The sequence below is a fragment of the Bacillus sp. 05T21 genome, assembly GCF_056396785.1.
In genome coordinates this window covers 247887-260636 of the sequence record NZ_JBFTMD010000002.1, presented here as the reverse complement: position 1 = coordinate 260636, position 12750 = coordinate 247887, and the positions used below count along the sequence as shown (strand labels likewise).

Annotated in this window: 15 protein-coding genes; all 15 read left to right on the top strand. The window is 37.8% G+C overall.

Translation table 11 applies throughout. The annotated features are described in order from the left end of the window. The first annotated feature begins 1 nt into the window (after window position 1). Entirely contained in the window at window positions 2-1522 is a 1521-nt protein-coding gene (gene leuA, locus AC1DKZ_RS06250; protein ID WP_476995808.1) for a 2-isopropylmalate synthase, read from the top strand. 77 nt (window positions 1523-1599) lie between these two features. Continuing rightward, window positions 1600-2664, top strand: coding sequence for a 3-isopropylmalate dehydrogenase (leuB, locus tag AC1DKZ_RS06245; protein WP_002011718.1), 1065 nt, complete (start codon window positions 1600-1602; stop codon window positions 2662-2664). Continuing rightward, window positions 2664-4058: a 3-isopropylmalate dehydratase large subunit gene (gene leuC / locus AC1DKZ_RS06240; RefSeq protein WP_476995807.1), complete on the top strand. Its 1395-nt coding sequence runs from the start codon at window positions 2664-2666 to the stop codon at window positions 4056-4058. The genes leuB and leuC overlap by 1 nt, the downstream gene beginning before the upstream one ends. Beyond that, window positions 4036-4617, top strand: a complete 582-nt coding sequence (gene leuD, locus AC1DKZ_RS06235) for a 3-isopropylmalate dehydratase small subunit (RefSeq protein WP_113937007.1) — start codon at window positions 4036-4038, stop codon at window positions 4615-4617. The genes leuC and leuD overlap by 23 nt, the downstream gene beginning before the upstream one ends. Before the next feature lie 308 nt (window positions 4618-4925). After that, complete coding sequence (locus AC1DKZ_RS06230) at window positions 4926-6188, top strand: ATP phosphoribosyltransferase regulatory subunit (RefSeq protein ID WP_476995806.1); 1263 nt, start codon at window positions 4926-4928, stop codon at window positions 6186-6188. Then, window positions 6164-6799: an ATP phosphoribosyltransferase gene (hisG, locus tag AC1DKZ_RS06225; protein ID WP_476995805.1), complete on the top strand. Its 636-nt coding sequence runs from the start codon at window positions 6164-6166 to the stop codon at window positions 6797-6799. The genes AC1DKZ_RS06230 and hisG overlap by 25 nt, the downstream gene beginning before the upstream one ends. A gap of 12 nt (window positions 6800-6811) precedes the next feature. Continuing rightward, a complete protein-coding gene (hisD, locus tag AC1DKZ_RS06220) occupies window positions 6812-8101 on the top strand; it encodes a histidinol dehydrogenase (RefSeq protein WP_002126285.1) in 1290 nt (429 codons plus the stop codon). Next, a complete protein-coding gene (gene hisB, locus AC1DKZ_RS06215) occupies window positions 8101-8685 on the top strand; it encodes an imidazoleglycerol-phosphate dehydratase HisB (protein ID WP_476995804.1) in 585 nt (194 codons plus the stop codon). The genes hisD and hisB overlap by 1 nt, the downstream gene beginning before the upstream one ends. After that, the gene (gene hisH / locus AC1DKZ_RS06210; protein ID WP_002011707.1) at window positions 8686-9315 is read left to right on the top strand and encodes an imidazole glycerol phosphate synthase subunit HisH; all 630 of its coding nucleotides are present in this window, start codon (window positions 8686-8688) and stop codon (window positions 9313-9315) included. Beyond that, the gene (gene hisA / locus AC1DKZ_RS06205) at window positions 9288-10007 is read left to right on the top strand and encodes a 1-(5-phosphoribosyl)-5-[(5-phosphoribosylamino)methylideneamino]imidazole-4-carboxamide isomerase (RefSeq protein ID WP_476995803.1); all 720 of its coding nucleotides are present in this window, start codon (window positions 9288-9290) and stop codon (window positions 10005-10007) included. Before hisH ends, hisA begins: the two co-directional genes overlap by 28 nt. Next, on the top strand, window positions 10001-10759 hold the full coding sequence (hisF, locus tag AC1DKZ_RS06200) for an imidazole glycerol phosphate synthase subunit HisF (protein ID WP_476995802.1): 759 nt from the start codon (window positions 10001-10003) through the stop codon (window positions 10757-10759). The genes hisA and hisF overlap by 7 nt, the downstream gene beginning before the upstream one ends. Continuing rightward, window positions 10756-11061: a phosphoribosyl-AMP cyclohydrolase gene (gene hisI / locus AC1DKZ_RS06195; protein WP_002086731.1), complete on the top strand. Its 306-nt coding sequence runs from the start codon at window positions 10756-10758 to the stop codon at window positions 11059-11061. The genes hisF and hisI overlap by 4 nt, the downstream gene beginning before the upstream one ends. Window positions 11062-11071: 10 nt before the next feature. Continuing rightward, window positions 11072-11395, top strand: a complete 324-nt coding sequence (hisE, locus tag AC1DKZ_RS06190; RefSeq protein WP_476995801.1) for a phosphoribosyl-ATP diphosphatase — start codon at window positions 11072-11074, stop codon at window positions 11393-11395. Window positions 11396-11407: 12 nt separating this feature from the next. Next, on the top strand, window positions 11408-12427 hold the full coding sequence (locus tag AC1DKZ_RS06185) for a histidinol phosphate phosphatase domain-containing protein (protein WP_002030669.1): 1020 nt from the start codon (window positions 11408-11410) through the stop codon (window positions 12425-12427). Between the two features lie 68 nt (window positions 12428-12495). Continuing rightward, window positions 12496-12660, top strand: coding sequence for a YozQ family protein (locus tag AC1DKZ_RS06180; protein ID WP_002030670.1), 165 nt, complete (start codon window positions 12496-12498; stop codon window positions 12658-12660). Window positions 12661-12750 lie beyond the last annotated feature (90 nt).

Below are 12750 nucleotides of genomic sequence, written 5' to 3'. Positions count from 1 at the left end.
TATGAAGCAAATTTTGTTCATGGATACGACGCTTCGTGATGGCGAACAATCACCAGGAGTTAATTTAAATGAACAAGAGAAATTACAGATTGCGAGGCAACTAGAGAGACTTGGTATTAATGTAATGGAAGCTGGATTCGCAGCAGCTTCTGAAGGTGATTTTCAATCGGTAAAACGTATCGCAAATACCATTCAAAATGCTACGGTTATGAGTTTAGCTAGAGCAAAGGAAAGCGATATTCGAAGAGCATATGACGCAGTGAAAGGTGCTGTCTCTCCTCGATTACACGTATTTTTAGCTACGAGTGACATTCATATGAAATATAAGCTTTGTATGTCAAAAGAAGATGTATTAGATAGCATTCATCGCTCGGTTACGCTCGGGAAATCACTATTTCCAACAGTTCAATTTTCAGCAGAAGATGCAACAAGAACATCGAGAGCATTTTTAGCTGAAGCAGTAGAAGTCGCGATTCGCGCAGGAGCGAATGTAATCAATATTCCTGATACAGTTGGATATACGAATCCTGAAGAATACTATTCTCTTTTTAAATACTTACAAGAATCCGTTCCTTCTTATGAAAAAGCAATTTTCTCTTGTCATTGTCACGATGATCTTGGGATGGCAGTAGCGAATTCGTTAGCTGCGGTTGAAGGCGGAGCGTTACAAGTAGAAGGAACGATTAATGGAATTGGAGAAAGAGCGGGGAATGCGGCGCTAGAAGAAGTCGCGGTTGCTCTCCATATTAGAAAAGATTTCTATGAAGCAGAATCCTCTATGATATTAAAAGAAATTAAAGCGACGAGTACGTTAGTAAGTCGGTTAACGGGTATGGTTGTACCGAAAAATAAGGCGATTGTTGGAGCAAATGCTTTTGCTCACGAATCAGGGATTCATCAAGACGGTGTATTAAAAGAAGTAACGACGTATGAAATTATTGAACCATCACTGATTGGAGAGTCACAAAATTTATTTGTATTAGGAAAGCATTCCGGGCGCCATGCGTTTACTGAAAAAATGAAAGAACTTGGTTATGAGTTTACAAAAGAAGAACGAGATGTGGTGTTTGAAGCATTTAAAAACTTGGCTGACCGTAAAAAAGAAATTACAGAAGAAGATTTACGTGCGCTTATGCTTGGTGAAGCAGCATTTGCGGCCCAGCAATATAGCATTACTCAATTGCAAGTACATTTCGTATCAAATAGTACACAGTGTGCAACGGTTGTACTAAAAGATGAGGAAGGAAATATGTACGAAGATGCAGCAACTGGTTCTGGAAGTATTGAAGCGATCTATAATGCAATTCAAAGAATTTTAGGATTAGAATGTGACTTAGCGGATTATCGCATACAATCTATAACGCAAGGTCAAGATGCACTTGCACATGTTCATGTTGAATTAAAAGAAGGAACTCATCAAGTATCAGGTTTTGGTGTTGCGCAAGACGTATTAGAAGCATCGGCGAGAGCGTATGTTCATGCGGCCGGAAAATTAAAATCTTTTATTACTCTTGTGAAGTAACTGTTTGATAAGTGAGGGGATCGTCCCTTACTTATCAAAGTGTATTTCTGAAAATTCAGACAAAAGGAGTGTTTTAATTGGAAAAACGTATCGTTTGTTTAGCGGGTGATGGTGTTGGTCCGGAAATTATGGAAAGCGCGAAGGAAGTATTGCATATGGTAGAGAGGCTATATGGACATCACTTTCATTTACAAGATGAGTACTTTGGCGGAGCGGCTATCGATTTAAATGGGCAACCATTACCACAGCGAACACTTGCCGCTTGTTTAGCGAGTGATGCGGTTTTACTTGGAGCGGTTGGTGGACCGCGGTGGGATGATGCGAAAGAAAGGCCAGAGAAAGGATTATTAGCTTTAAGAAAAGGACTTGGTGTATTTGCGAACGTTCGTCCTGTAACAGTAGAAAGCGCAACTGCACATTTATCGCCATTAAAAAACGCAGATGAAATTGACTTCGTTGTCGTTCGTGAACTAACAGGCGGTATTTATTTCTCTTATCCGAAAGAAAGAACGGAAGAATCGGCAACTGATACACTTACGTACCATCGTCATGAAATTGAACGTATCGTGTCGTATGCTTTTCAATTAGCGAGTAAGAGAGAGAAAAAAGTAACCTCTATTGATAAAGCGAATGTTTTAGAATCTAGTAAATTGTGGAGAGCTGTTACGGAAGAAGTAGCTCTTCGTTATCCTAATGTTGAATTAGAGCACATTTTAGTAGATGCAGCTGCTATGGAGTTAATTCGAAACCCAAGGAGATTTGACGTTATCGTAACAGAAAATTTATTTGGTGATATTTTGAGCGACGAGGCTTCTGTATTAGCAGGGTCATTAGGAATGCTTCCATCAGCGAGCCATGCGGAAAACGGGCCGTCTTTATATGAGCCTATTCATGGATCAGCGCCAGATATTGCAGGTAAAAATAAAGCGAATCCAATTGCGATGATGCGTTCAGTAGCGATGATGCTTGGGCAATCATTTGGATTAACGAGAGAAGGGTATGCGATTGAAGAGGCAATTTCTGCAGTTCTTCAATCTGGGAAATGTACAGCTGATATTGGGGGGAATGAGACGACAACTTCATTTACGAGGGCAGTTATTCAAGAAATGGAAGAGCAGGCACTAGTAGGGAGAGGAAGATAATGGGGAAAAGGTTACTAGATAAGCTTTGGGAAAGACATGTAGTTGTAACGAATGAAAATGGATTGGATTTATTATATATCGATCTTCATCTCGTTCATGAAGTAACGTCACCGCAAGCCTTTGAAGGCTTGCGGCTTGCAAATCGAACTGTTCGGAGACCGGAATTAACGTTTGCAACGATGGATCATAATATTCCAACGAAAGATGTTTGGAATATTACCGATCGCATTGCGAAGCAGCAATTGGATACACTTCGTGACAATTGTAAACAATTTAAGGTGCGATTAGCCGATATTGGTGATGAAGAGCAAGGAATCGTTCACGTTATAGGACCAGAGCTTGGGCTCACACAACCGGGGAAAACGATTGTATGTGGTGATAGCCATACAGCAACCCACGGTGCTTTCGGTGCTTTAGCGTTTGGTATTGGTACGAGTGAAGTAGAACATGTATTAGCAACTCAAACGTTGTGGCAACGAAAACCGAAAGCGATGGGGATTGAATTAAAAGGAAAGTTACCGAAAGGCGTTTATGCAAAGGATATTATTTTGCATCTTCTCTCAAGGTACGGTGTAGCGGTTGGAACGGGGCATGTAATGGAATTCTACGGAGAGACGATTCGTGATATGGGTATGGAAGAGAGAATGACACTTTGCAATATGGCAATTGAAGGGGGAGCGAAAGCTGGCATCATTGCACCAGATGAGAAAACATTTTCTTATGTAAAAGGGCGTGAATATGCACCGAAAGACTATGAAACGTTTACGGGAAAATGGTCGGAGCTTTATACAGATTCAGATGCAATTTATGATTTACATATTTCGGTAGATGTTACGGATTTAGCACCGTATGTCACTTGGGGAACAAATCCTAGTATGGGTGTTCCTATTGATGAAAAATTACCAGAGAAGCATAACGAAAATGATGAAAGAGCATTTTCATATATGGGATTGAGCCCTGGGCAAAGTACGTTTGAAATTCCTGTTAAGCATGTCTTCATTGGTTCTTGTACAAATTCACGTTTATCTGACTTAGAAATTGCTGCATCTGTTGTAAAAGGGAAAAAGGTAAGAGAAGGTGTGCGAGCACTCGTTGTACCAGGATCAAAAAGTGTGAGAGAGCGGGCGATGCAAAAAGGCTTACATCGCATATTTGAAGAAGCGGGATTTGAATGGAGAGAGCCTGGATGTTCAATGTGTCTTGGGATGAATCCAGATCAAGTACCTGAAGGAGAACATTGTGCTTCTACGTCAAATCGTAATTTTGAAGGAAGGCAAGGGAAAGGAGCACGAACACATTTGGTAAGTCCAGCTATGGCTGCAGCAGCTGCGTTATATGGTCATTTTGTTGATATTAGAAAGGAGAGTTACGATGGAACCATTTCATATTCATAAAGGTACTGCCGCAGTACTTATGAATGATAACATTGATACAGATCAAATTATCCCGAAGCAATATTTGAAGAGAATTGAAAGGACGGGATTTGGAAAATATTTATTTGATGAGTGGCGTTACGATAATGAGCGCCATGAAAATCCTAATTTCCCCCTTAATGCACAAGAACGAAAAGGAGCAAGTATATTAATTACAGGTGATAATTTTGGATGTGGTTCTTCAAGAGAACATGCTCCGTGGGCGCTTGCGGATTATGGTTTCCGCGTTATTATCGCCGGAGGATTTGCAGATATTTTTTATATGAATTGTATGAAGAATGGTATGTTACCGATTGTAATGGATAAAGAGATGCGTGAACAACTTGCCAAAACGAATGCGAGAGATCAAATGGAAGTTGATTTAGAGAATGAAGTAATTATTACGAATACGCACAGGTTTCATTTTACAATCGAGAAAATGTGGAAAGAAAAATTATTAAATGGTCTAGATGAAATCAGCATTACGATGCAATACGAACGAGAAATTGGAGAGTATGAAAGAGAGATAGCCTTATATTAAGAAATAACGGAATATTAAAAATGTATTTACATTCAGAATTAACTGTTATATACTATGTGAAAATCAGAGGAGAAAGGGAGTAAGTATTATGAATATCGTGCAATCTATAAAAATGCTTACACAACTACATCATCATACATGAAACCCTTGAACCTAACGTGAAAACGTGTAGGCACAAGGGTTATTCCCGTTGTACCTACACTCTACTAAAGAGCCTTGTAGGTATTTTGTCTACAAGGCTCTTTTTATTTTCGGTTTGGGTGGATCGAATGGGCATAAATTAAAGAGGGAAAGGTGTGTGAAATGAGATGACAAAGTGGAAACGGGCAAATCCGAATGGAACGAGAGATTACTTATTCGAAGAATGTACGTTAATTGAAGAAGTGGAACAAAAATTAAGACGGACCTTTTTAGAGAGAGGTTATGAAGAAATAAGGACACCTACAATTGAATTTTATGATGTTTTTGCATTTCAAAACAGGCCGATAGATGAAGAAAAGATGTATAAATTTTTCGATGAAAAAGGACGGATTATCGTTTTACGCCCAGATATGACAATTCCTTTAGCAAGAGTAATTGGAACACAGAGAGGGGATATTCCTCTTAAAGTAACTTATAGCGGGAATGTATTTCGGGCGAATGAGTCCCTTACTGGGAAATATAATGAAATAGTGCAAAGTGGTATTGAAATTATCGGGATTGAAAATGTAAGGGCTGAAATTGAATGTGTGATAAGCGTAATTCAAGCACTTCAAAAATTAAAGGTGCAATCTTTCACAATTGAGATTGGGCAAGTGCAGTTATATAAATATATCGTAAAAAAGCTCCCCATTAATGATGAAGAAGAGAAGTTACTTAGAACGTATATTGAAAGTAAAAATTATGCCGCACTCTCACACTTTATAGAAGAAAAGAAATTAAATCGGTGTGATGAAACAGTAAGGTTACTTGAGAAACTACCAAGGTTATTCGGGAGTTTAGATGTTGTTGAGGAAGCAGAAAAACTCGCCTCAAGTAATGAAATGAAAATGGCCATTGCGAGAGTGAAAGAAATATATGAAACAATTGAACAGTTAGGATATGGCTCTTACATATCAATTGATTTAGGTATGGTTCAACATTTGGATTATTATACGGGTGTTATTTTCAAAGGGTATATATATGAAATTGGAGAAGAGATCGTTAGTGGCGGAAGGTATGATGAGTTAATTGGAAATTTTGGCGAGATGATGCCAGCAGTTGGGCTCGCGGTGCAAGTAAATCAAATAGTTAAGGCACTTCAAGAGCAGCAAGAACCATATAAACGAAAGAGAATAGATATTATGATTCATTATGAGTTAAATAGATTAGCAGAAGCGGAAAGGTTACGAAATTTACTTAAAAAGGACGGGAAGAATGCCCAGTTATCTTTATTCTCTAATTTAAACGATACTTTTCAATTTGCAAACAAGAATAAAATAATGACAGTCGTTGAGGCGAAGAGTGAGTCACTAGTGGAATATGTATGGAGAGAGAAATGGATCATCCAGAAAGAAGGGGAGGTTTCATGCGTAACATTCAAATTGCGTTAACGAAAGGAAGATTAGAAAAGCATGTTATTCCACTGTTTGAAAAAATTGGAATTGATTGTTCGGAGCTCAAAGATAAAGGAAGAAAACTTGTGTTTAAAAGTAAAAACACAAACATTTCATTTATTTTAGTGAAAGCGGTAGATGTTGCTACTTATGTAGAACATGGCGTAGCTGATATTGGAGTCGTTGGAAAAGATATATTAATGGAATTTGAGAAAGATATATATGAGATGGTCGATTTAGGAGTGGGCGTGTGTAAATTTTGTGTCGCTTCTATTCCTACGTATAATCCGAAGAGTTATCGAAAAAAACGAATTGCTACGAAATATCCGCACATTACTTCTACATATTTTCATGATAAAGGGGAGGATGTAGAAATTATTAAAATAGAAGGATCTGTAGAGATTGCTCCACTTCTAGGTTTGGCAGATGCAATTGTTGATATTGTTGAAACAGGAAAAACATTACAAGAAAACGGGTTAATTGTATTTGAGGAAATGTGCTCTATATCAACTCGAATGATTGTGAATAAGGCTGCATTGAAAACTAAAAAAGACGAAATATTCTGCATTATAAATATGATGGAACAAGAAATTTTGTCAGGGAAATAGGGGGGACTTTAAATGGAGATAGTTTTTGAAGATTTCCAAGAGGCTTTATCGAAAATAAAATCGCTACGAGAAAGCGCTAATATAATAGAAGAAACTGTTCAAAGAAGTGTAAGTGAAATTGTTCAAAACGTAAGGGAGAGTAAAGATGAGGCTTTATCGTTCTATACAAAAAAGTTTGATGGTGTAGAGACAAAAGATTTTCGTGTAAGTGAGGAAGAAATAAAACAAGCAAGTAAGTTTGTAGAACAAGCTTTTTTAGAAGCGTTAAAAGAGGCGAAGAAAAATATTATCTCGTATCACGAAAAGCAAAAAAGACAATCTATGTTTGATTGCGTGAGTGAAGGGGTAATTAGAGGGCAGCTTATTCGTCCGTTAGAAAATGTAGGTGTATATGTGCCGGGCGGGACTGCTTCGTATCCTTCATCAGTATTAATGAATGTATTGCCAGCAAAACTCGCAGGAGTGAAAAAAATTGTAATGGTAACACCGCCGAAGCAAGGAGGAATTGATCCGCATATTTTAGCTGCTGCAAGTCTTGCAGGTGTAGATGAAATATATATGGCCGGTGGTGCTCAAGTAATTGCTGCTCTAGCATATGGAACGGAATCGATTCCTAAAGTAGATAAAATAGTTGGACCAGGGAATTTATATGTCGCGCTAGCGAAGCGAGAAGTATATGGGATAGTCAATATCGATATGATTGCTGGACCATCAGAAATTGTAGTTATCGCAGATGAAACAGGAAATGCCGAATATATTGCTGCTGATTTATTATCACAGGCAGAACATGACGAGAGGGCAACAGCTATTTGTATTACAACAAATATAAAGCTTGCTAAAGAAGTAGAAAGAGAAATAGAAAGGCAGCTAGAGACGTTGCCTAGAAGTGAAATCGCTCGTGAATCCATAAAAAGAAATGGAGCAATTTTTATTGTCCCTTCTTTAGAAGAGGCGTTTCATTTATCAAATGAAATCGCTCCAGAACATTTAGAGTTACACATAAAAGAGCCAATGAATGCTCTAGCTTATGTAAAGCATGCTGGATCAATTTTTCTTGGTCCATATGCACCTGAACCGCTCGGAGATTATTTGGCGGGGCCGAATCACGTATTACCGACAAGTGGAACGGCAAGATTTTTTTCTCCGTTATCCGTCGATGATTTCGTAAAAAAATCAAGCTTCGTTTCGTATACGGAAGAAGCGTTAAGAAGTGTACAGCATCATATTGTAGAACTTGCAAATAAAGAAGGTTTACATGCACACGCAAGAGCAATCCAAATTAGGTTTAAGGAGGAAGAATAATGCGCGAGTCTAGTCAAGTACGTGAGACGACGGAAACAAAAATTAAATTAAGTTTGCAACTTGATGAAAGTACGAATGTTTCTGTGCAAACAGGAGTTGGATTTTTTGATCATATACTAACTTTATTTGCTAGACACGGAAGATTTGGTTTGCAAATTGAAGCTGAAGGTGATGTATTCGTTGATGCTCATCATACGGTTGAAGATGTTGGAATTGTACTCGGAACTTGCTTGAAAGAATCATTGCAAAATAAAGAGGGGATTAACCGTTACGGCTCAGCGTATGTACCGATGGATGAATCTTTAGGATTTGTAGCGATTGATATAAGCGGGCGCTCATATATTGTATTTCAAGGTGAATTAACAAATCCAAAGCTAGGGGATTTTGACACAGAATTAACGGAAGAATTTTTTAGAGCAGTTGCTCATGCTGCAAATATTACGTTACATGCTCGCATTTTATACGGAAGCAATACACATCACAAAATTGAAGCTTTATTTAAAGCGTTCGGTCGAGCGCTTAGAGAGGCAGTCGATAAAAATGCCAATATTAATGGTGTAAATTCAACGAAAGGGATGTTGTAATTGATTGCAATTATAGATTATGGAATGGGAAATATTCGTAGTGTGGAACAAGCATTAAAATATATTGGAACAGAGTACATCATAACGGATGATAAAAAAGAAATATTGAGAAGTGATGGAGTTATTTTACCAGGAGTAGGCACATTTCCGAAAGCGATGGGCGTTTTAGAAGAAAAAGATTTAGTATGTGTGCTAAAAGAAGTTGGGAGTTTAGGAAAACCGCTTCTGGGTATTTGCTTAGGAATGCAGCTTTTATTTGAAAAAAGTGAGGAATTACAAAATTGTAACGGATTAAATTTATTGCCAGGTGTTATTCGAAAGTTAAAAGTTCCTTATAAAATTCCACATATGGGGTGGAATGAATTAAAAAAAGAAGGAGAAATATCGCTTTGGAATGGAGTAGAGGACGGTTCTTTCGTATATTATGTCCACTCTTATTATGCAGATTGTCCGAATGAAATTGTGTATGGGGCAAGTGAATATGGAGTGAAAGTACCTGGTTTTGTAGCAAAAGGAAATATATTTGGCGCACAGTTTCATCCTGAAAAAAGTGGGGAAATTGGGATGCGAATGTTAAAAAATTTCAAAGGGGTGGTAGAAGCATGGAAATCTTCCCAGCTATCGATATAAAAGAAGGACGATGCGTCAGGCTTTATCAAGGAGAGTTTAGTAAAGAAACGGTGATGAATGAAGATCCAGTCGCACAAGCAATCATATTTGAAAAACTTGGAGCGAAAATACTACACGTTGTTGATTTAGATGGAGCGATTGTTGGGGAGTCAGTAAATTTACCTGTCATTGAAAAAATATGCAAGGCGGTACGTATTCCGGTGCAAATTGGAGGAGGAGTTCGGTCACTCGCGGCAGTGGAGAAGTTGTTGTCAGTAGGTGTAGAAAAAGTAATATTAGGAACGGCTGCCCTTTACGATAAATCATTTTTAGAAGAAGCGGTTCGTCTATATAAGGAGCAAATCATAGTTGGAATTGATGCGAAAAATGGTTTCGTAGCAACGAGGGGCTGGTTAGATGTGTCTGAAATTTCGTACATCGATTTAGCGAAGCAAATGGAAAGTGTAGGTGTTCAAACGATTGTGTTTACGGACATTTCAAAAGATGGGACACTTGCAGGACCAAATTTTGAGCAATTAGAGTTACTGCAAAAAAGCGTGGGTATTCGTGTGATTGCATCTGGAGGTGTCGCATCTATTCAAGATGTGAAAAGATTAAATGATATGGACATATATGGCGTCATTATTGGGAAGGCGCTTTACGAGAAAACGATTGATTTAGAAAAAGTGTTACAGGTAACAAAACTATGTTAGCAAAACGAATTATTCCATGTCTAGATGTGAAAGAAGGGCGGGTAGTAAAGGGTGTGAATTTTATAGGATTACAAGACGTCGGTGATCCTGTTGAAATAGCCGCATTATATAATGATGCGGGAGCAGATGAAATCGTATTTTTAGACATTACTGCGACGCATGAAGGGCGAAAAACGATTATAGATGTTGTAGAAAAAACTGCTTCAAAAGTATTCATACCTCTCACAGTTGGCGGGGGGATTTCAAGTGTTAAAGATATGTACAATTTACTAAGAGCTGGAGCAGATAAAGTTTCAATAAACTCAGCGGCAGTGAGAAATCCGAAGTTAATCCAGGAAGGTGCGGAGCATTTTGGCTCACAATGTATTGTCGTAGCAATCGATGCTAGAAAAGTAGCAGAAGATAAATGGAATGTATACGTAAATGGCGGAAGACTTAATACGGGAATGGATGCAATCGAATGGGCGAAGCACGTTGTTAAGCTCGGGGCAGGAGAAATTTTGTTGACGAGTATGGATGCAGATGGAACGAAAAACGGATATGATCTTCGTTTAACAGGAGCAATTTCAAACAGCGTTTCTGTTCCAGTAATCGCATCAGGGGGATGTGGTCATGTGAATCACATTATAGAAGTATTTCAAAAGACAACAGTTGATGCAGCATTAGCAGCATCAATCTTTCATTATGGTGAAGCGACTGTACAAGATGTAAAGAGAAAATTAAGAGAAGCAAACGTTGAGGTGCGGTTATGAAACCTAATTTTGCAAAAGGATTGATACCAGCTGTTGTTATCGAGGAAGATACGAAAGAAGTTTTAATGTTAGCTTATATGAATGAAGAAGCGTATGACAAGACGCTGGAAACGAAAAGAACATGGTTTTATTCCCGTTCGAGACAATCGTTATGGAATAAAGGAGGTACATCGGGAAATGTCCAATATGTGCAATCACTTTATTTAGACTGTGATCAAGATGCAATCGTTGTTGTCGTAAAGCAAGTAGGGCCTGCTTGCCATACGGGAGAAAAAACGTGTTTTCACTACAAAATTATATAGGGGGATACATATGGAAGATATCCTTAAGTTATTATTTGAAACAATTGAAGAACGAAAGAAAACTCCACTCTCTGAATCATATACGAATTATTTATTTTCAAAAGGTGAAGATAAAATTTTAAAGAAAATTGGTGAGGAGTGCACCGAAGTAATTATTGCGTCTAAAAATAATGATAAAGAAGAAATAGTAAAAGAAATGGTTGATGTGTTCTATCACTGTTTTGTTCTATTAGCCGAAAAAAATATTCCATTAGAAGATGTCATGCAAGAAATGAAAGAAAGAAATGGAAAGCTTTCGCGAGTAGGGGACAGAAGAGAAATAGATACATTATAAGGGGGAATATGGATGAAAGTGGACTATCACATTCATTTAGAAGAAGGGCCATATTCAATAGGGTGGCTAGCTAAAATAAATGATGCGCTACAATATTTTGAACCGCTTAAAGAAGAAAAACATTCTATGGAATGGCTTATGAAAACACAAGAACGCCTGCAAAGACGTGTGAAGGAAGGTCCATTTACAGCGAAATGGATTGATTTATATTTAGAAGAAGCTGTGCGAAAAGGTATAAAAGAAGTTGGTATTGTCGATCATTTATATCGTTTTCATGAAGCGAAAGGATATTATGAAAAGTATGTAGATATTAGTGATTCTAAGCTTGGTCGCCTGCAAAAAGAATGGTTAGATCAAGTAAGAGTAACGTCTATTTATGATTTTACAAAGGCGATTGAAGAGGCAAAAGAGCGATGGAGTAAACGAGGGATAACGCTCAAACTTGGAATTGAAGCGGATTATTTTATCGGGGGTGAACAAGAGTTAAAAGGTTTACTAGCATTAGGAGACTTTGATTATGTAATCGGTTCGGTCCATTTTATAGATGGATGGGGATTTGATAATCCAGATACGAAAGAGTATTTTGGTACGCATGAGTTACATACTTTATATCACACGTTTTTCGCTACAGTTGAAAGTGCTGTTCGTTCCGAGCTTTTTGATATTATAGCTCACCTCGATAACATAAAAGTATTTAATTATCGATTGGATGAGAATGAACAGCTTTCTTATTATAAGGAAATTGCTCGTGCGTTAGTGGAAACAAATACAGCAACAGAAATAAATGCGGGATTGTACTATCGATATCCTGTGCGCGAAATGTGCCCAAGTCCGCTTTATTTACAAGTATTAGCTAAGCATGGAGTTCCGATTACTCTATCCTCAGATGCCCATTATCCGAATGATTTAGGAAAGTATGTGGAAGAGAATATAAAGACATTACGCAATCATGATATTTCTCACATAGCTACATTTACGAAACGAGTAAGAACGATGAGATTGCTTGAAGAAGAAGGAATAATTTCAAAATGAAACACGATTTTTTGATGAAAATCACCCTTTTTGTTCAAAATAAGAAAGAATGAAAAGGAGGATAAAAAATGGCGAAACAACAAAATAAACAAAACGTACAAGCGGCAGATCAAGCCTATACTTCTGAAACAAATAATACTGCTAACTCAGTTATTGAGGAACAAATTAGCGATACAGTTGCAGAAGGAACAATCGATGCGAAGCTTGGGAAAGAATCGCAAGAAAAAGCGTAAAAAGAGGGGAGAGTTGCATCTCCTCTTTTTTTATGGAAAAGTGTCGATTTTCAAAACTATAATCAAATTCCTTGGTTTTTATATGTAGAT

Bases quoted from the DNA above. Each gene is read 5' to 3' on its own strand.
- leuA (WP_476995808.1), top strand. From the start codon at position 2: ATGAAGCAAATTTTGTTCATGGATACGACGCTTCGTGATGGCGAACAA.
- leuC (WP_476995807.1), top strand. From the start codon at position 2,664: ATGGGGAAAAGGTTACTAGATAAGCTTTGGGAAAGACATGTAGTTGTA.
- leuD (WP_113937007.1), top strand. From the start codon at position 4,036: ATGGAACCATTTCATATTCATAAAGGTACTGCCGCAGTACTTATGAAT.
- AC1DKZ_RS06230 (WP_476995806.1), top strand. From the start codon at position 4,926: ATGACAAAGTGGAAACGGGCAAATCCGAATGGAACGAGAGATTACTTA.
- hisG (WP_476995805.1), top strand. From the start codon at position 6,164: ATGCGTAACATTCAAATTGCGTTAACGAAAGGAAGATTAGAAAAGCAT.
- hisD (WP_002126285.1), top strand. From the start codon at position 6,812: ATGGAGATAGTTTTTGAAGATTTCCAAGAGGCTTTATCGAAAATAAAA.
- hisB (WP_476995804.1), top strand. From the start codon at position 8,101: ATGCGCGAGTCTAGTCAAGTACGTGAGACGACGGAAACAAAAATTAAA.
- hisA (WP_476995803.1), top strand. From the start codon at position 9,288: ATGGAAATCTTCCCAGCTATCGATATAAAAGAAGGACGATGCGTCAGG.
- hisF (WP_476995802.1), top strand. From the start codon at position 10,001: ATGTTAGCAAAACGAATTATTCCATGTCTAGATGTGAAAGAAGGGCGG.
- hisI (WP_002086731.1), top strand. From the start codon at position 10,756: ATGAAACCTAATTTTGCAAAAGGATTGATACCAGCTGTTGTTATCGAG.
- hisE (WP_476995801.1), top strand. From the start codon at position 11,072: ATGGAAGATATCCTTAAGTTATTATTTGAAACAATTGAAGAACGAAAG.
- AC1DKZ_RS06185 (WP_002030669.1), top strand. From the start codon at position 11,408: ATGAAAGTGGACTATCACATTCATTTAGAAGAAGGGCCATATTCAATA.
- AC1DKZ_RS06180 (WP_002030670.1), top strand. From the start codon at position 12,496: ATGGCGAAACAACAAAATAAACAAAACGTACAAGCGGCAGATCAAGCC.